Consider the following 18,259-nt stretch of genomic DNA (forward strand, 5'->3'; position numbering starts at 1 on the left):
CCTTCGAAGGCGGCTTTCAGTTCGTCCTTCATCGGTCAAGGCCTTTCGGGTTCAAGCGCTTCGGTGGCGGGACGCATACTGGGCTTCAGTTCCTGCCGCGCGTGGGCGATGACCATCCGCGCCGAGGTCAATCCCAGGATGCCCATGACCGAGGCCACCACAAGGTCCGGCCACCCCGTCCCGGTGCCAAACACGCCAAGCGCCGCGAACATGACCGCCACATTGCCGATCGCATCATTGCGTGTGCATAGCCACACCGAGCGCATGTTCGCGTCGCCGTTGCGGTAGGCAAACAGCAAGGCGGCGACCAGCCCGTTCGCGGCAAGCGCCAGCAAGCCGATCGCCCCCATGGTCGACGCTTCCGGTACCGTACTGGTGGCGAAGTGCCAGCCCGCCATGCCCAGCACAAAGATACCGTAGCCGCCCATCGTCACGCCCTTGACCAGCGCGGCGCGCGCCCGGGTGGCCGCCGACATTGCGAGGATCACGATCGCCACCAGGTAATTGGCCGCGTCCCCCAGGAAATCGACGGCATCGGCCAGCAGGGACACCGAACCGGATGTCCAGCCGCCGGCAAGTTCGACGGCAAACATCAAGGCGTTGACCACCAGCGCGATCCACAGGATGCGGCGGTATTTCGGGTCGACGCCAGTTTGTTCGGAGGCGCATCCTCCAGTGCAGCAGCCAGGCATAAGTGCTCCTTCTAAAATGTACTGTGATTTAAAACCCTGTAGCTCCTTCATGGTCAAGCGCGGCGCGCTACCGAAAAGTCCGCCCGGACGAACAATTGGTGTACGATTTGTAAATGTTGCTTCCCAAGGCTAAATAACCCCCCATGAACCACGCTTGCCCGGCACCAGGCGCCCAAGGCGCCATCGCTCCAGATTCCGTCGACTGGACGGCGACGAGCCTCGGCGCACGGGCCAGCTGGCCGCACGCCCTGCGCCTTGGCGTCGACATCATGCTCAACACGCCGGTGCCGATGCTGCTGTCGTGGGGCGACGCCGGCGCGGCGGTCTTCAACACCGCCTTTGCACAGTTGGCCGGCACCGATGCCCCGGGCGGCCGCAGCGGCCAGGATCTCCCGGCGCCGCTGGCCGCCTTTCCCGGGCTGTTCGAGCGCGCCCGCCACGGCGAAGCTGTGCAGGCGGCCGGACAGCAGCTGTCGTTCGCCTGTCCCGGCGGCGAGCGCACGCTCGCTTGCGACCTGTACCTCACGCCACTGGCCGGCGAGGACGGCAAGCCGGGCGGCGTGCTGTGCGCGCTCGGCGCCTGCACCGTGGCGCAAGCCCCGGCTCCCGAGCACCGGCAAGGCCTGCGCATCCTGGTGGTGGAAGACAACCTCGATTCCCAGTACCTGGTGTGCGAGATGCTCAAGGCCTTCGGGCACGACGCCGAGGGCGTGGCCGATGGCGAATCCGCGCTCGCCATGCTGCGCGCCGCCAGCTACCATGTGCTGTTCTCCGACGTCAGCCTGCCTGGCATGTCCGGCGTCGAACTGGCGCGCCAGGCCGTCGTCATGCATCCTCTGATGAAGGTGATCTTCGCTTCCGGCTACGGCGACACGCTGCTGCGCCACCTCGATTTTCCGTACGTTTCGCTGCAGAAACCATACGACATGGAGCACCTGCAAACCGCCCTCGATGCGATCTCGCGGCAAGTACATGGGTAAGCGTGGCGGCGCCAAGCGTGTGCAGCAATCGTGCTGCGCTGCGCTAGAATCGGTGCCGGACCTGCCTCGTGCATGCAGCCGGCCATTCCACATGCACGCCCAAACGGCATGACAGTCCAGAGCACGCAAACATGAACATTCCGACCGAACCCATCGGCAGCATCCCCCGCTCGCCCGAGCTGATCGCAGCCCTCGCCTCCGGCGAGGTACCACCCGACCGGCTCGACAGGATGTACGACGATGCCGTGCGCGACACCATCGCCCGCTTCGAGGCGACCGGCTCGCCGGTGATCACCGACGGCGAGCAGCGCAAGTACGAGAACTTCTGGACCTACCCGGTGCACGGCGCCCCCAATACCCTGCCGGACGGCTTCCAGATCCCGTTCGCGGCCGGCCACATCCGCCGCATGCCGCGCCTGGCGCACGCGCCGTTCCGCTACGAGCGCCATGCCGACAGCTACCTGGAAGTGGCCCGGCGCTACGCCAGGGTGGCGGTCAAGCAGGCCGTGATCTCGCCGTCGGCGCTGTCGCTGATGTACCCGCCGGAGGGAATCCCAGGCTACTCGCGCAGCGAATTCATCGACGACCTGCTGGGCGAGCACGAAAAGGAGATCAGGCGCTGCCTGGCGATAGGCGCGCACAAGGTGCAGGTCGACTTCACCGAAGGCCGGCTGGCGGTCAAGCTCGATCCGACCGGCGAGCTGCTCAACAGTTTTATCGACCTGAACAACCTGGCGCTGGGCCGTTTCAGCGAGGACGAACGGCAGCGCATCGGCGTGCACACCTGCCCCGGCGGCGACCGCGACTCGACCCACAGCGCCGACGTCGACTACGCCAACCTGCTGCCCAGCCTGTTTGAGCTGAAGGCCGGCAATTTCTACGTGGCCCTGGCCGGCGAGCCCGATCCGGTGCAGGTGCTGAAGATGATCCGCGAGTGCATCAAGCCGTGGCAGCGGGTGTTTGTAGGCGTCACCGCGCCGATCGACCCGCGCATCGAAACCGCCGAACAGGTGCGCGACCGCGTGCTGCAGGCGGCCGAATACATCCCGCTGGCCCAGCTGGGCACCACCGACGACTGCGGCTTCGCGCCCTTCTGCGACGACTGCTCCACCACGCGCGATACCGCGTTCGCCAAGATCCGCGCGCGGGTCGAAGGCACGGCGATGGCCGCCGCCATCCTGGAAGGATCCCGGTGAGCGCAGACGACGAGCTCGAACAAATGCGTACGGTGGCAATGCGCAACGCCAGCAGCGTGCTGCTGGCGCGCCAGCGCGCCGAACAGGAGCTCATCGAAGCCAAGGGCGCGTTGCGCGCCGCCAACGAGCGCATGGAGCGCATGCTGGAAAGCCTGACCGACGGCTTCTGCGCGGTCGGCGCCGAATGGCGCATCACCTACATCAATGGCCGCGCGCTGCAGCTGCTGGCGCCCCTCGGGCGCAACCGCGACGAACTGGTCGGCAAGGTGATCTGGGATGCCTTTCCCGAACTGAAAGGAACCACGCTCGACGCCCTGTGCCGGCGCGCGATCGAAACGCGCGAGACCGCCAGCTTCGAGTACTTCTACCCGCGCCTGGGCAGCTGGTTCGACGTGCGCGCCTACCCGTCGGCGGACGGCCTGACGGTCTACTTCCAGGACATTACCCAGCGCAAGCGCGACGAGCAGGCGCTGGCCGACGGCAACCGCCGCCTGCAGGTGGCGCTCGCGGCCGGGCGGCTGGGCGACTGGCGCTGGGATGCCGCCAGCAATGCCATGACGCTGGGCGAGCGGGCCGCCGAGATCCTGCAGCTGCCGGCCGAAACGCCGCTCGAATGGGAACGCCTGGGCGAACGCATCCACCAAGCCGACCGCGAGATGGCGCGCACCGGCTTCATGCACGCGTTTGCCACCCAGGCCGAGCTGAACATCGAATTCCGCCTGGCCGGACCGGATCCGCGCTGGATCGCCGTGGCCGGCCGCGCCGACCACGACCGCGCCGACAAGCTGCTGGGCATGACCGGCATGGTGCACGACATCAGCGCCCGCAAGAGCGCCGAGGACGCCCTGCGCCAGAGCGAGGAAGTGCTGCGCGCGCTGGCCAACTCGATTCCCCAGCTGGCCTGGATGGCGCGCGCCGACGGCGCCATCGTCTGGTTCAACAAGCGCTGGTACGAATACACCGGCACCACGCCCGACCAGGTGACGGGCTGGGGCTGGCAATCGGTGAACGACCCGGAAGTGCTGCCGCAGGTGCTGCAGCGCTGGCGCGAATCGGTACGCACCGGCGAGCCCTTCGAGATGGAGTTCCCGATCCGCGGCGCCGACGGCGAATACCGCTGGTTCCTGACCCGCATGAACGCGGTGCGCGACCGCAACGGCAAGGTGGTGCGCTGGTTCGGCACCAACACCGACGTCGACCAGGTCAAGCGGGTCGAACAGGCCCTGCGCGACGAGTCCAACGTGCTCGAACTGCTCAACAGCACCGGCGCCGCCCTCGCCTCCCAGCGCGACCTGCGCTCGCTGCTGCAGACCGTGACCGACGCCGCCACCGGCATCAGCGGCGCGCGCTTCGGCGCCTTCTTCTACCACGGCAGGGACAGCGACGGCGACCTGTTCACCCTGTACGCCCTGTCCGGCGCCAGGCCGGAAGAATTCGACCAGTTCGGCCATCCGCGCGCCACCGCCCTGTTCGGCCCGAGCCTGCGCGGCGAAGGCATGGTGCGCTCGGACGACATCATGCTCGACCCGCGCTACGGCGGCAGCCCGCCCCACTATGGGCTGCCCCAGAACCACCCGCCGGTGCGCAGCTACCTGGCGGTGCCGGTCATTTCGCGTAGCGGCGAGGTGCTGGGCAGCCTGTTCTTCGGCCATCCGGAACCCGGCATCTTCAGCGAACGCACCGAGCGCATCGTCGGCGGCATCGCCGCCCAGGCCGCGGTGGCGATCGACAATACCCGCCTGTACGAGGCGGCCCAGCACGCGGCCGACGAGCGCAAGGTGCTGTTCGAAAGCGAACGCTCGGCGCGCGCCGAGGCCGAACGCACCAGCCAGATGAAGGACGAGTTCCTGGCCACGCTGTCGCACGAGCTGCGCACGCCGCTGTCGGCGATCCTGGGCTGGGCCCAGGTGCTGCGGCGCGGCAGCCGCGATCCGTCCGACCTGCAGCGCGGCCTGCAGACCATCGAACGCAACGCGCGCGCCCAGGCCCAGCTCATCGAAGACCTGCTCGACATGAGCCGCATCACCTCCGGCAAGGTGCTGCTCGACATCCAGGCGGTGCCGCCCTCGCTGTTCATCGACGCCGCCATCGAAACCGTGCGTCCGGCCGCCGACGCCAAGAACATCCGCATCGAGAAGGACTACCATCCCGGCGCCGGCCTCATCGCGGGCGACCCGGGCCGCCTGCAGCAGGTGATCTGGAACCTGCTGTCGAACGCCATCAAATTCACCCCGCGCGACGGCGTGGTGCGCATCGCGGCCTCGCCCAGCGACGGCCAGGTGGCCATCAGCGTGCGCGACACCGGGGCCGGCATCAAGCCCGAATTCATCGGCCACGTGTTCGAGCGCTTCCGCCAGGCCGACGCCTCCACCACTCGCCGCCACGGCGGCCTGGGACTGGGGCTGGCGATCGTCAAGCACCTGGTCGAGCAGCACGGCGGCACCGTCGACGTCGAGAGCGAGGGCGAAGACCGCGGCGCCTGCTTCACGATCCGGCTGCCTTCGGGCGGCGCCCAGGCGGCGCCGGCCCGCAGCGATCGTGCCGCTTTCAGCCCGCTTCCGCCGACAACGCCTGGCATCGTGCTGCGTGACCTGCACGGCATCCACGTGCTGGTGGTGGACGACGAGCCGGACGCGCGCGACCTGGTCAAGCGAATCTTGACAGATTGCAACGCCAGCGTTGCCACGGCCGGCAGTGCCGACGCGGCGCTGGCCGAGTTCCGCGAACGCCGGCCCGACATTCTGGTGTCCGACCTCGGCATGCCCGACGTCGACGGGTTCGAGCTGCTGGCACGGGTGCGCGCGCTCGGCCCCGGCGCCGGCGGCGAGGTGCCGGCCGTCGCGCTGACCGCGTTCGCGCGCTCGGAAGACCGGGTGCGCGCCCTTGCCTCCGGTTTCCACGCCCACATTTCGAAACCTGTCGAACCAAGCGAGCTGATCGCAACCGTGGCGGCCATCGTATCGCCAGGAAAGGTTTGATTCCTCGCGCTCCTACCGCGACACGCGGCGCTGTCCTACAAGAAATTTTCGGCCTTTTGCTAGACTGTTTGCAGCTGGGGAACTCGCACTTTTCCCTGATGCAAACCGCCTCCGGACAGGGGCTTTTACCGAGAATAAGCATGCCGAGCCGCGAAGACATCCTTAACGCAAAAATCCTGGTCGTAGACGACTCGCCCGACAATATCGAGCTGATGGAAGAGATATTGCGCGAGGAAGGCTACACCTGCGTAATCTCGACCATGCTGCCGGAACAAGTCTGCCCCCTCCACCGCCAGCACAACTACGACATCATCCTGCTCGACCTGCAAATGCCCGGCCTGAACGGGTTCCAGGTCATGAAGGGCCTGAAGGATATCGAAAAAGGCGGCTACCTGCCGGTACTGGCCCTGACCGCCCAGCCGAGTTTCAAGATCGCCGCGCTCGAAGCCGGCGCGCGCGATTTCATTTCCAAGCCCTTCGACCTGCTCGAAGTGCACAAGCGCATCCACAACATGCTGGAAGTACGGCTGCTGTACAAGGAGCTGGCGCAGTACAGCAAGGCGCAGCAGGCGCTCGCCCTGCACGACGCGCTGACCGGCCTGCCCAACCGCCGCCTGCTGGAAGACCGCATCGAAACCGCGCTGCAGCACGCCTGCCGCAACCATCACAAGGCCGCGATCCTGTATCTGGACCTGGACGGGTTCAAGGCGATCAACGACACCTATGGCCACGCCTACGGCGACGAAGTGCTGAAGATCGTGTCGCAGCGCCTGCTGGCCAGCTCGCGCAAGGAAGACACCGTGGCGCGGCTGGGCGGCGACGAATTCATGGTGGTGCTGGGCGACGTCAGCGGCCTGGCCGACGCCCAGGGGCCGGCCGCCAAGCTGGTGGAGGCGATCTCCGAGCCCTTCTTCATCAACGACCTGACCTTGCGCCTGTCGACCAGCATCGGCATCAGCATCTATCCGGACGACGCCGACACCGTGGACGCCCTGATCAGCATCGCCGACTACGCGCTGTATGAAGCCAAGCGCGGCGGCAAGAACCGCTTCTGCGCCACCTCCGCCTCGCCCGTCAACATGGTGCCGCCCCAAAAGCTTGACATGCTGCCGCGCGCGCGCTAGCAAGCCCACGTTTGCCCCACCCCGAAAGGGCCGGATCCTGTGACCATTTCCGGCCCCTCTTGTTTTGCGGCGCTCCCGCCAGATTCGGGAACCAGATGGAAACTACCCCGGCGCTTGCCGGCCCGGGGTTATGCGCCCGCGTGGATGGCGGATCAGGCTGCCTTGCTGCCCGCTGCCTTGCCATTGGCCAGCTTGGCGCCGCTGGCGCCTCTGGCCGCCTTGGTATGCTCCTCGACCTCGCCCGCGGCCTGGTGGTCGAAGTGGGCATCGACCTTGTCCGGCGCCACTTCGATACGCATGATGCCCGCGTCGACGGAAATCGGGTCGCTGGCCGGGAAGGTCATTTCGACGGCGTCGTCGAGCAGGGTTTCCTTGGCGATCTCTTCCGCGGTATCGCACTCTTCGCTGGCCAGGGTGCGGATGGCGATCGCCCATTGCACGAACTTGAGGTCGGCCAGGTCGCCGATGGTATTGATGCCGAAGGCCTGGTGCAGCGCCTTTGCATCCGTTGCGCTGACACCGCGCAAGGCATCGACCGGCGCGTTGCACAGGTCGCGGAAGCACATGCCGGCATAGCCTGCATCCACAATGGTAGAGATATTCATGTCTGTCCTTTCGAGGTTGATCCCGTTTATTAATTTTCCTGCTCTGGCCATACCCCTTCAGGCCCTGGAAACGGTCGATTCCACTATGGCACACCCGCCCCGGCCGGTATGTGCGGCAGCGAACCTTGCACGCGAGTAGCGGCCCGCCCTACCCGCGCACGTTTGCTTTTTGACACCTCCTATCGCCATTGTTATGATGCTTCCCCACAACACTAGGCATGCTTGCAGGCAAAGCTGCGCGTGATGAACGGAACACGGTAGGCAGGTCTGCTATCCTGTGTCCGGACAGTGAACCACAAGAAACTAAACCCTCGCAGCGCAGGACCGACGTGCCGAACATTGAGAAACCTAAGATTCTTGTCGTCAACGACGATGCAGCGAGCCTGCTCGCCCTGACCAGCTTGCTGGATCAGTGGGCGGAAGAATCGAACTATGAGGTACTCGCGGTGCGCTCGGGACACGACGCCCTGCGCCAGGTGCTGCTGCACGATTTCGCAGTGATCCTGCTCGACGTGAACATGCCCGGCATGGACGGTTTCGAAACCGCAGAGGCGATCCACCAGCGCGCGCGCTCGGCCGACATCCCGATCATCTTCGTCACCGCCTTCCTGGCCGACGAGATCGACCGCCTCAAGGCCTACCAGCGCGGCGCCGCCGACTTCCTGTTTACCCCGGTGATCCCGCAGATCCTGCGCGCCAAGGTGCAGGTATTCGTCACCCTCGCCACCCGCAACGAAGAACTGCGGCGCCAGGCCCAGAAGCTGTCGCAGCGCACCACCGAACTGACCGCCACCAACAAGCGCCTGACGCGCGAAATGGAAGAACGCCAGGCGGCCGAGCGCAAGAGCCACGCCAAGGACGAATTCCTGGCCATGCTTGGCCACGAACTGCGCAATCCGCTGTCGGCGATCAGCAGCGCGGCCTCGCTGATCGGGATGGCCGGCGCCGGCCCCGACACCGTCGGCCGTGCCAAGACGATCATCCAGCGCCAGAGCCAGCACTTGTCGCGCATCGTCGACGACCTGCTCGACCTGTCGCGCGCGATGTCGGGCAAGATCCTGCTGGCGCGCCAGCCGATCGACGTCGCGGTGCTGGTCGGCTCCTGCCTCGAAACCTTCCGCGCCACCGGCCGCACCGGCAACTACCTGCTGAACGTGGACCTGGCGCCGGGCTGGGTCGACGGCGACCCGACCCGCCTCGAACAGATCGCCAGCAACCTGATCGACAACGCGCTGAAATACACTCCGCCGGGCGGCACCATCTCCATCTCGATCGCGGAAGTGGGCGATGAAATGGTGCTGACGGTGCGCGATTCCGGCGTCGGCATTTCGCCCGATCTGCTGCCGCACGTGTTCGACGTGTTCGTGCAGGGTGCAATCACCATCGACCGCGCCCAGGGCGGCCTCGGCATCGGCCTGGCGCTGGTGCGGCGCCTGGCGGAACTGCACGGCGGCAGCGTCTCCGCGCGCAGCAGCGGCGCCTCGGCCGGCAGCACCTTCGAGATCCGCCTGCCGCGCGCGGCCCCGGTGGCTGCCGTTGCCACCATACCCGAAGCCGATATCCATGGCGGCAAGCCGAGCGTGCTGCTGATCGAAGACAACGACGACGGCCGCGAGATGATGTCCACCATGCTCGACGCCTATGGCTACGCCGTCAGCCACGCCGCCGACGGCATGCAGGGCGTGGAAATGGCGTCAAGCACAGTGCCCGACGTGGCCGTGGTCGATATCGGCCTGCCCGGCATCGACGGCTACGAAGTGGCGCGGCGGCTGCGCAGGGACCCGGCCACCCGGCACATCAAGCTGATCGCCCTGACCGGCTACGGACTGGCCGAAGACCAGCGCCGCGTGCTCGATGCGGGCTTCGACCTGCACCTGGTCAAGCCGGTCGGCATCGACCAGCTCTTGAGCGCGCTGGGGAGCTGCGTGCCGATGGCGCTTGCAAGATGGGTGGGCGCGGCCAGCCGCGCCGCGTCATAGAAAGCTGTTGTATTATTTTTTGAAATTTCACAGGGCGACTGATGACAGCACCGTCAATCAACAACTCAGGACGCGAAGGCCGCCGGCTGGCCGCCGACCGCAGCGCCGACCTGGCCGAGCTGCTGGGCCACCTGGCCACCTGCCGGGAGGACGAACAGCGGCTGCTGGCGCGCAAACTACACGACAACCTGGGCTCTTCGATGACGGCCCTGACCATGCACCTGGCGCTGCTGACCCAGCAGATGCCGGCCGATAAGGCGCTGCAGGACCGCGCAGCCCAGATGAAGCAGCTGCTGGCCAACATCATCAATGCCAACCGCGACATGCAACTCGCGCTGTGGAACGACAAGCTCGAATTCCTGGGCATCAAGGCGGCGCTGCGCGAAGTGGTCAGCGAGTTCGGGACCGCGCACCACATCACCGCGCGCGTCAGCCTGCCGGACGAAGATGCCGACTACCCGCGCGAACAGGGCGTGGCCGTGCTGCGCTGTGTCGAGGAAGGCCTGCGCAATATCGCGGCCCATGCCAGGGCGACCGAAGTGGACGTCATCCTCGACGACAACGATGAGGAAATCATGGTGACGGTGCGCGACAACGGCATCGGCCCGGCCGGCGCCGACCTCGCGTCGACCAGCCGTCACGGGCTGCGCCTGCTGCGCGAGCGCGCGCGCTACCTTGGCGGCGCCATGCTGCTGCGCGCCGGCGAAGGCAGGGGCACCGTATTGCAGCTCACCCTCCCGCGCAAGGAAGCCGCCGTCAATGCAGCTTGACCAGCGGCGTGGTGCGCTTGATCAGGAAGCGCGCCACCGCCAGCACGCCGGTGCGCACCGCGCCCAGCACCGCGCGGTGATGCAGCAGGTGCAGGCTGACATACATCGTGCGCGCGAAGAAGCCTTCGACAAACCAGCTTAATCCCTTCAGCGATCCCATCAGGCTGCCGACCGAGGTCGAGCGGCCGAACGACACCAGCGAACCGTAGTCGCGGTACACATAAGGTTTGGCGAGGGGTTCCTTCCCCGCAGCTTCGCGCACGAACACGTCCAGCAGGAAGTCGGCCTGCTGGTGCGCCGACTGGGCGCGCGGCGGCACCGGCGCACCATTGCCGTCGACGCAGGCGGCGCAGTCGCCCAGCGCGTACACGCCCGGCATGCCTTTCACTGCCAGCAGGCTGTCCACCTCGATCTGCCCGCCCTTGTTGACCGGCAGGCCAAGGCCTGAGAGGAACTCCGGCGCACGGATGCCGGCGGCCCACACGCACAGGTCGGACGGATACACATTGCCTTCCTTGTCGGAGACGTGGCCGGCCGCGATCTCGGTGACGCGGCAGTCGGTGACAACCTTGATGCCGCGCTCGCCGAGCAGTTTGTGTGCCGCTACCGACACGCGTTCCGGCAGCGGCGCCAGGATGCGCGGCGCGCCTTCGAGCAGCGTGATCCGCATGTCGCGGCCCGGTTGCAAGTGCTGGAAGCCGTAGGCCGCATAGACCCAGCTGGCCTCGCGCAGTTCGGCCGCCAGTTCGACGCCGGTGGCGCCGCCGCCAATGATGACGATGTCCAGGCCCGCTGCGCGGTCGCGCGCCTTTTCGAGTTCGGCGACGGTAAGGAGCCTGAGCAGCGTGAGGCGGAAACGCTCGGCGTCTTCGGTGGCGTTGAGCGAAATGGTGTGTTCTTCCGCGCCCGGCACGCCGAAGTAGTTCGACACGCTGCCGACCGCGATGACCAGCCGCAAATAGGTGATGCTGCGTTCGGGGAGAAGCTGTTCGGCGGCCTGGGTGCTGATGGCGCCGACGGTGATCGATTTGCTGGGGGCGTCGAGCGCCGTCATGGCGCCGTATACGAAGGAGAAGCCGTTATCGTGGGCCAGCATCTGGTAGGACAGGCCCTCCTGGTGGACGTCGAGGGTGCCGGCCGCCACTTCGTGCAGCGACGGCTTCCAGATATGGTAAAGGCGGCTGTCGACCAGCGTCACCTTCGAAGGGCCAAGCTTGCGCCCCAGTTTGCATGCCAGTTCCAGGCCGCCGGCGCCGCCACCTACGATTACAATTTCGCCACGCAAGAGCTTCTCCCGTCGTTGAGATGTTGCCAGTCTAACATGGCGACGGGAGCACTGCCTGCGCGCGCCTAGTCCTTGTCCTTGCCGTGGCCGTGTCCTTTGCCGTGTCCTTTGCCGTGGCCGCGGTCGTCGTCGCGGTCCTGGCGCTCGTCATGGCGGCGGTCGTCGCGGCGCCCATCGCGGTAGCCGTCACGGTAGCTGTCGGCGCGGCGGCCGTCGCTACGGTATTCGACGTGGCGCACCCGCGGCGCGTAGGTGTTGGTGTACCACTCGTCGCGCACGAACAGCACGCGCTGGCCGCAGGCGTCGTAGCGGTGGCAGTGCTTGCGCCAGTTCTTGCGGTGGCCGGGCGGCACGCGCAGGTAGACCGGCTCGTCGCGGTAATGCACGGCGCGTTCGATGATCACTGGCTGGGCCACGTACACCTGCGGGCGCGGCACGTCGCCGATGTTGATCTGGCCGTAGAAGCCAGGCTCGCCGATGTTGATGGACACGCCGGTCTGGGCCAGCACCGGGACGGCGGCCGCGCACATGGCGGCGGCGATGAACAGTTTTTTCATGGGTTGCCTCTCTTGTTCAGGATCGCAGGGAAGCGACCATATGCATCGAGTTTAACAGAGGCAACTTTTAAAACTGTTCGCCAGCGCACCATTGTTACAAGAGTTACATGTTCCTGAACAGCGACATGAAGGGCTGGCTGACCGACAGCGTCTCGGGCCGGGTCTTGAGCTTGACGATGCCGCGGCCCGACTCGTCGCGCGTGACCGAGGCGATCGCCTTCAGGTTGACGATGGTCGAGCGGTGGATCTGCTTGTAGATGTTCGGGTCGAGCACGTCGAGCAGTTCGCGGATCGGTTTGCGCAGCAGCGACTCGCCCTGGGCCGTCATCACCACCGTGTACTTGCTGTCGGACTGGAAGTAGGCCACGTCCTCCACCATGATCAGGCGCGTCTCCGCGCCCGAGCTGGCGGTCAGCCACACCAGCGGCGGCTGGCGCGAGGCGCTTGGTAATGCCTTGCCCAACTGCGCCAGCAGCGCCGCGATCTGGGCCTGGCCGGCGTCGCCGGAGGCCAGGCGCGCCTTGATGCGGGCCACCGTGGCTTCCAGCCGTTCGCGCGCCACGGGTTTGAGCAGGTAGTCGACGGCGCCGCGGTCGAAGGCGTCGACCGCATACTGGTCGTAGGCGGTGACGAACACGATCTGGGTACGCGGGCTGGCGTCGGCCATTGCCCGAGCCACTTCTAGGCCGGTCAGGCCGGGCATGCGGATATCGAGGAAGGCCACGTCCGGCTGGTGTGCCGCAATGGCTTCCAGCGCGGAGCCGCCATCGTCGCAGGCCGCCACGATATCGAGCTCGGGCCAGGTCTCGCGCAACAGCTGGAGCAGCGCGTCGCGCAGCAGCGACTCGTCCTCGGCGACGACGCACCTAAGCATGCGAGCCTCCTTCGGCCGCCTTGGCCGGCACCGTGATGGTGGCCGCCACGCCGTTCGGGAAGTTGGACACGATGGCGAACGAAGCGGCGTTGCCGTAGGCGAGGCGCAGGCGTTCGCGCACATTGCGCAGGCCGATGCCGGTGCCGCCGCCTTCGGCCGAAAAGCCGCGGCCGTCGTCGGCCACGGTTACCGCCACCCCCTGCTCCACGTCGCGCGCCAGTATCCACACGGTGCCGCCGCCCGGCTGCGGTTCGAGGCCGTGCTTGATCGCGTTCTCGACCAGGGTTTGCAGCATCATGGTCGGGAACGGCGTCGGCAGCAGGTGGTCGGGGATGTCGATCGACAGGTTCAGGCTGGGGCCCATGCGGATCTTGAGGATGTCGAGGTAGGCGCGGGCACGGGCCAGCTCCTCGCCCAGGGTCGACGGCGTGTCTTCGGTGCGCGGCAGCGAATGGCGCAGGTAGGAGATCAGGTTGCCGAGCATCTGGTCGGCGCGCGCCGGATCGCTGCGGGTCAGGATCTGGGCGCTGGCCAGCGTGTTGTACAGGAAGTGCGGCTCGACCTGGGCGTGCAGCAGGCTCAGTTTGGCGACCGTCAGCTCCTTCTCGGTGACGGTCTCCTTGACTGACGCCTGCTCGGCGCGGCGGCGTTCGGCGACGCGGCGCGAAATGGCGCGGCCGATCGCCTCCGCGGTCTCGAGGTTGGTGCCGAAATCGACCAGGAACCAGTCGGTCCAGGCCAGCCGTTCCGGCTCGCAGATGACGGTGACGCTGCCGGCGTCGCCGTTCGGCGTGACGGTGACCAGCGCCTGGTTGGTGCGGGTGCCGAAGCCGAAGGGATCGGCGCGTTTAAGCTTGGCGCTCACCTGCAGGCTGTCGCGCGCGCTTTCGACGTCTTCGACGCCGGGCAACTCGCGGATGGCGGCATCGACCATATCGAACACGGCGCCGGCCTCGAACGGCACCTCGATCTGGCGGCGCTGGCGGTTGGCGAGGGTGGCGCTGTCGAGGGCGCCGGCGATCAGGCGCACGCGGCGCAAGTGGGAAAACGCGCTGTTAAAAATCACGAACAGCAGCACCAGCGCCAGCGTAAAGAAGAAACCGCCATGGTCCCCGGGAACATGTTCGAGGAAGGTTTCGTTGATGATGATGGTCAGCGCCAGGTAGCACGCCATCCACACGCTTGCGAGACGGAAAATAAAGAGGGTACTAGTCATGATGGAAAGTTCCAGGTCGGTTTAGCCTGAATACAGCTTAGCAAGCAAGCCCGCGTGCTGGCGGCGCCATCCGACAAAACCCAGTAAACGCCGACGAAAGCCCGGGAAACAAAGCGAAAACAGGGCCTTCAGCGAAATCTTTCAACAATCGGGGTCAGACCACCAATGTCGAAATGTTTCGGGAATGGTGGTCTGACCCCTGGTCTGACCCCGATTTAAGCAACGTTTTTGGCGAATTCGGGAACCGACTACGATCGCCACCTAGATCGTGGTCTGTCCCCGATCTTTTCGTTACGTTAGCGCTGCGAGGCGACCCATTCGTCGACGAGGGTCGCGAGCACGTCCATCGGGACCGAGCCGGAGCGCAGTACGACGTCGTGGAAGCCGGGCAGCGAGAACTTCGGACCGAGCTCGGCTTTCGCCTTCTCGCGCAGCTCGAGGATGCGCAGCATGCCGAGCATGTAGGCGTTGGCCTGGCCCGGCCAGACGACGTAGCGCTCCACCTCGCTCGTCTTCAGGCCGTAGTCGATCGCCTGCTGGCGCGTCCAGCCCTTGCTGTGCAGGCCGGTGTCGACCACCAGCCGGCGCGCGCGGAACAGCTCCGAGCCGAGCGCCCCCAGCAGCCCCGGCACGTCGCCTTCGTACCAGCCCTGCTCCACCGCCAGCCGCTCGGTGTACAGCGCCCAGCCTTCGGCATGCGCGCTGCCGCCGCCGAAGATGCGCATGGTGCGGAATTTGGGCAGTCCTTGCAGTTCCTGCTGGATCGCGAGCTGGAAGTGGTGGCCAGGCACCGCTTCGTGGTACGCCAGGCTGCGCATGCGGATCATGTCGAACAGAGGCCCGCGCAGCGGCACCCAGAAGATGCCGGGACGGCTGCCGTCCGGCGCGGGAACGCTGTAGTGCGCCGATGCGCTGCCCTCGGTCAGCGGCGGTTCGCGCCGCACTTCGATCGGCGCCTTCGGCATCAGGTTGAACAGCTTGGTCGAGCGCTTCTCGGCGTCGCGCACCATCTCGTTGTAGCGGCGCAGGATTTCAGGACGCGGATCCGGTTCGGCCGGCAGCTGGAAGGTCTTGTCGAGCGCGCGCATGCGCTCTTCGATGCTGCCCTGGGTGTAGCCGAGCGCGCGCAGGTGCTTGTCCATCTCGGATTCGAGCCGCGCCACTTCGCGCAGGCCGATCTGGTGGATCTCGGCCGCCTGCAGCTTGGTGCCGGTGAAGTTGGCCAGGGCCTGGCTGTAAGCCGCGGCGCCGTCCGGCATGCGGTCGATGCCCGCCGCGTCGGTGGTTTGCGGGTGCAATTCGGCCAGGTAGCCGCGCGTGCGCTCGTACGCCGGGCGGATCTGGCCGGCGACGATGGCGGTGGCGCTGGCGATGGCCTTGGCGCGCGCTTCCGGCGACAGGTCGGCCAGCTTGGCGCTGCGCGTGGCCAGCGAGGTGACCAGCACGTTGTCGGCCGGGGCAGGCTTGAGGAAGGCGTCGACCTGCCCTTGCGCGCGCTCGAGGATGAAGCGCGGCGGGATCAGCTTGCGGCCGGCTGCGGCACGCGAGCGCGCCGTCGCTTCGTCCAGGCGCGCGCCTACCTGCGCCAGCCGCGCGAGGTAGTTGTCGACGTCGGCGGCGTTGCGGATCGGGTGGTGCTCGGACATGAAGGTGACCGGCGCGATGTGCGCGCCGCTAAACTGCGAGAACACGAAGGCGTGGTCGGCGAACGGTTCGTTGGCGATGGTATTGGCGAGCGACCAGCGCATGGTCTGCGCCGAGATGCGCTGGGTCGCGTCGAGCGGACCGGCCAGGAACATGTCGAGGCGGACCAGGCCGGCGCGCGCCATGTTGGTGAAGCGCTTGCGGTATTCGGCCGTCTGCGGGGACAGCTGGCGGTCGAGCGCCTGCTGTTCTGCGCCGCTGAAGTACTGGACCGCGGTGCTTTGCTCGGGCGAGAGCCGCACCCAGGCGGCGGCGAAGCTGTCCGCCCAGTTGTCGAAGGCGGCATTGCGCTGCTCGGCCTTGGCGGCCGGGGCCACGGTCGGTGCGGTGACAGCGACAGGCTGGGTCACCGCGCACGAGGCAAGCAGGAAAGGGGTCAGGATCGCGAGCGTAAGCTTCGCGGCGTGGCGGTAGTCGACTGGCATGCTTGGGGGTCTCCGTATTCTTGGGCGAGGCACGCCGTTGCGCCTCTGTTTCCGCGTGAGAATCTATCATGGATCGCGTGATCAAACCACCATGTTCTTCCCCTTCGCCAGAGTGTAAACACGGCTACGACCTCGCTCGCGCCGCCTTTGCTCGAAACTGGCTAGCATGAAGCCGCAAAGGGGAATGACATGATCCGCCGTACCGCCCTCATCCTGGCCTGCCTGCTTTCGCTGGCTGCCTGCAAGGACAAGCACGAACCGCTCAAACCGACCGTGCTGCTGCCGCCGTTCGCGACCGCCCAGGCCTAGTTCCTCCTGGCGCGCACGACACCATGGTCCCGTCACTGGCGGCGTGGGTCCGGCCGTCTATGTCCTCACTCCCCTGACACGCCTATCTCCTGCGCATCGCACCGGAGCAGCTCAAGCGCCTTGGCCTGAGCGACACCGGCATGCACGTACTCGAGTTCGCGCCCGACGGCACCCTGCTCAACGCGCGCGACTTCATCGTGGTCGCCGACTTCCCGTAAGACAGGGTAAACTGCGCGTTGTTCCCATTCTGTAGGTATCCCAATGTCGTTTGCATCGCTTGGCCTGGTCGACGCGCTCCTGCGCACCCTCGAAACGCTGGATTACAAGACGCCTACGCCGGTCCAGACGCAGGCGATCCCGGCCGTCCTCGCGGGGCGCGACGTCATGGCCGCGGCCCAGACCGGCACCGGCAAGACCGCCGGCTTCGCGCTGCCGCTGCTTCAGCGCCTCGCAATGGAAGGCCCGCAAGTGGGCAGCAACTGCGTGCGCGCATTGGTGCTGGTGCCGACCCGCGAGCTGGCCGAGCAGGTGCATGAAAGCTTCCGCGCCTACGCCGGCAACCTGCCGCTGCGCACCATGGTCGCCTACGGCGGGGTCAGCATCAACCCGCAGATGATGAAATTGCGCAAAGGCGTCGACGTGATGGTGGCTACGCCCGGCCGCCTGCTCGACCTGCACCGCCAGAACGCCGTCAAGTTCAACCAGCTGGTGACGCTGGTACTGGACGAGGCCGACCGCATGCTCGACCTGGGCTTCTCGCGCGAGCTGGACCAGGTGTTCGCGGCGCTGCCCAAACAGCGCCAGACCCTGCTGTTCTCGGCCACCTTCTCCGACCCGATCCGCGCCATGGCAGAAAAGCTGCTGCGCGATCCGGTCGCCATCGAGGCCAGTCCGCGCAACACGACGGTCAAGCGCATCAAGCAGTGGATCGTCCCGGTCGACAAGAAGCGCAAGCCCGAGCTGTTCTTCCACCTGATGAAGCGGCACGGCTGGGGCCAGGTGCTGGTGTTCGTCAAGACGCGCCAGGGCGTCGACGAGCTGGTGGCCAAGCTGGCCTCGCGCGGCATCGCCGCCGAGTCTATCCACGGCGACAAGCCGCAGCCTGCGCGCCTGCGCGCGCTGGACCGCTTCAAGGCCGGCGAAGTCGACCTGCTGATCGCCACCGACGTCGCCGCGCGCGGCCTCGACATCGACGACCTGCCGCTGGTGGTCAACTTCGACCTGCCGATTGTGGCCGAGGACTACATCCACCGCACCGGCCGCACCGGCCGCGCGGGCGCTTCGGGCGAGGCGGTGTCGCTGGTGTGCGCGGACGAAGTGCGCCAGCTGGCCGCGATCGAAACGCTGACGCGGCAGACGCTGGAACGCATCGAGGAACCGGGCTTCGCGCCGGACCACCGCGTGCCCGTCACGAATGCGGCGGGTGAAGTTGTCAAGAAACCAAAGAAGCCGAAGATGGGCAAGAACAAGGGCAAGGGCGACGCGCCGGTGGTCTCCGAGGACGTGCGCTTCCGGCCGCGCTAGTCGCGTCCTTCCCACAAGAAATTAGCCAGCTCGCGCCTTCC

The 18,259-nt window shown here is 66.8% G+C and carries 14 protein-coding genes; 7 read left to right on the forward strand and 7 right to left on the reverse strand.

What is annotated here, in order from left to right; all coding sequences use genetic code 11:
* Positions 1-35: 35 nt before the first annotated feature.
* Positions 36-692, reverse strand: coding sequence for a cation efflux transmembrane domain-containing protein (locus tag D3872_RS15355; RefSeq protein WP_119811620.1), 657 nt, complete (start codon positions 690-692; stop codon positions 36-38).
* Positions 693-835: 143 nt separating this feature from the next.
* Here D3872_RS15355 and D3872_RS15360 point away from each other — a divergent pair, with 143 nt between their 5' ends.
* From D3872_RS15360 to D3872_RS15375, 4 genes are all read left to right on the forward strand, one after another.
* Positions 836-1,672: a response regulator gene (locus D3872_RS15360; RefSeq protein WP_229459347.1), complete on the forward strand. Its 837-nt coding sequence runs from the start codon at positions 836-838 to the stop codon at positions 1,670-1,672.
* A gap of 131 nt (positions 1,673-1,803) precedes the next feature.
* A complete protein-coding gene (locus tag D3872_RS15365; protein WP_119811621.1) occupies positions 1,804-2,868 on the forward strand; it encodes a uroporphyrinogen decarboxylase/cobalamine-independent methonine synthase family protein in 1,065 nt (354 codons plus the stop codon).
* A complete protein-coding gene (locus D3872_RS15370; RefSeq protein WP_229459348.1) occupies positions 2,865-5,846 on the forward strand; it encodes a hybrid sensor histidine kinase/response regulator in 2,982 nt (993 codons plus the stop codon). Before D3872_RS15365 ends, D3872_RS15370 begins: the two co-directional genes overlap by 4 nt.
* Before the next feature lie 140 nt (positions 5,847-5,986).
* Positions 5,987-6,970 (forward strand): GGDEF domain-containing response regulator, encoded by a 984-nt coding sequence (locus D3872_RS15375; protein WP_119811622.1) that lies wholly within the window; start codon positions 5,987-5,989, stop codon positions 6,968-6,970.
* Positions 6,971-7,122: 152 nt separating this feature from the next.
* On the opposite strand, the gene D3872_RS15380 is transcribed toward D3872_RS15375, so the two are convergent.
* Positions 7,123-7,575 (reverse strand): hypothetical protein, encoded by a 453-nt coding sequence (locus D3872_RS15380; protein WP_119811623.1) that lies wholly within the window; start codon positions 7,573-7,575, stop codon positions 7,123-7,125.
* Positions 7,576-7,904: 329 nt separating this feature from the next.
* On the opposite strand from D3872_RS15380, the gene D3872_RS15385 reads away from it, so the two are divergent.
* Together D3872_RS15385 and D3872_RS15390 are read left to right on the forward strand one after the other, a co-directional pair.
* The gene (locus D3872_RS15385) at positions 7,905-9,554 is read left to right on the forward strand and encodes a response regulator (RefSeq protein ID WP_119811624.1); all 1,650 of its coding nucleotides are present in this window, start codon (positions 7,905-7,907) and stop codon (positions 9,552-9,554) included.
* A gap of 41 nt (positions 9,555-9,595) precedes the next feature.
* A complete protein-coding gene (locus D3872_RS15390; RefSeq protein ID WP_119811625.1) occupies positions 9,596-10,324 on the forward strand; it encodes a sensor histidine kinase in 729 nt (242 codons plus the stop codon).
* Here the strand turns inward: D3872_RS15390 and D3872_RS15395 are convergent.
* The 5 genes from D3872_RS15395 to D3872_RS15415 all read right to left on the reverse strand — a co-directional run bounded on the left by D3872_RS15395 (position 10,311) and on the right by D3872_RS15415 (position 16,385).
* The gene (locus D3872_RS15395; RefSeq protein ID WP_119811626.1) at positions 10,311-11,609 is read right to left on the reverse strand and encodes an NAD(P)/FAD-dependent oxidoreductase; all 1,299 of its coding nucleotides are present in this window, start codon (positions 11,607-11,609) and stop codon (positions 10,311-10,313) included. The two genes, D3872_RS15390 and D3872_RS15395, sit on opposite strands and share 14 nt — an antisense overlap.
* A gap of 65 nt (positions 11,610-11,674) precedes the next feature.
* On the reverse strand, positions 11,675-12,166 hold the full coding sequence (locus D3872_RS15400; RefSeq protein WP_119811627.1) for a hypothetical protein: 492 nt from the start codon (positions 12,164-12,166) through the stop codon (positions 11,675-11,677).
* 103 nt (positions 12,167-12,269) lie between these two features.
* Entirely contained in the window at positions 12,270-13,040 is a 771-nt protein-coding gene (locus tag D3872_RS15405) for a LytR/AlgR family response regulator transcription factor (protein ID WP_119811628.1), read from the reverse strand.
* The gene (locus tag D3872_RS15410) at positions 13,033-14,256 is read right to left on the reverse strand and encodes a sensor histidine kinase (RefSeq protein ID WP_119811629.1); all 1,224 of its coding nucleotides are present in this window, start codon (positions 14,254-14,256) and stop codon (positions 13,033-13,035) included. Before D3872_RS15410 ends, D3872_RS15405 begins: the two co-directional genes overlap by 8 nt.
* Positions 14,257-14,552: 296 nt before the next feature.
* Complete coding sequence (locus D3872_RS15415; protein WP_119811630.1) at positions 14,553-16,385, reverse strand: DUF885 domain-containing protein; 1,833 nt, start codon at positions 16,383-16,385, stop codon at positions 14,553-14,555.
* Positions 16,386-16,955: 570 nt separating this feature from the next.
* On the opposite strand from D3872_RS15415, the gene rhlE1 reads away from it, so the two are divergent.
* Entirely contained in the window at positions 16,956-18,218 is a 1,263-nt protein-coding gene (gene rhlE1, locus D3872_RS15420; RefSeq protein ID WP_119811631.1) for an RNA helicase RhlE1, read from the forward strand.
* Positions 18,219-18,259 lie beyond the last annotated feature (41 nt).

Source organism: Massilia cavernae, from assembly GCF_003590855.1.
GTDB lineage: Bacteria > Pseudomonadota > Gammaproteobacteria > Burkholderiales > Burkholderiaceae_D > Telluria_A > Telluria_A cavernae.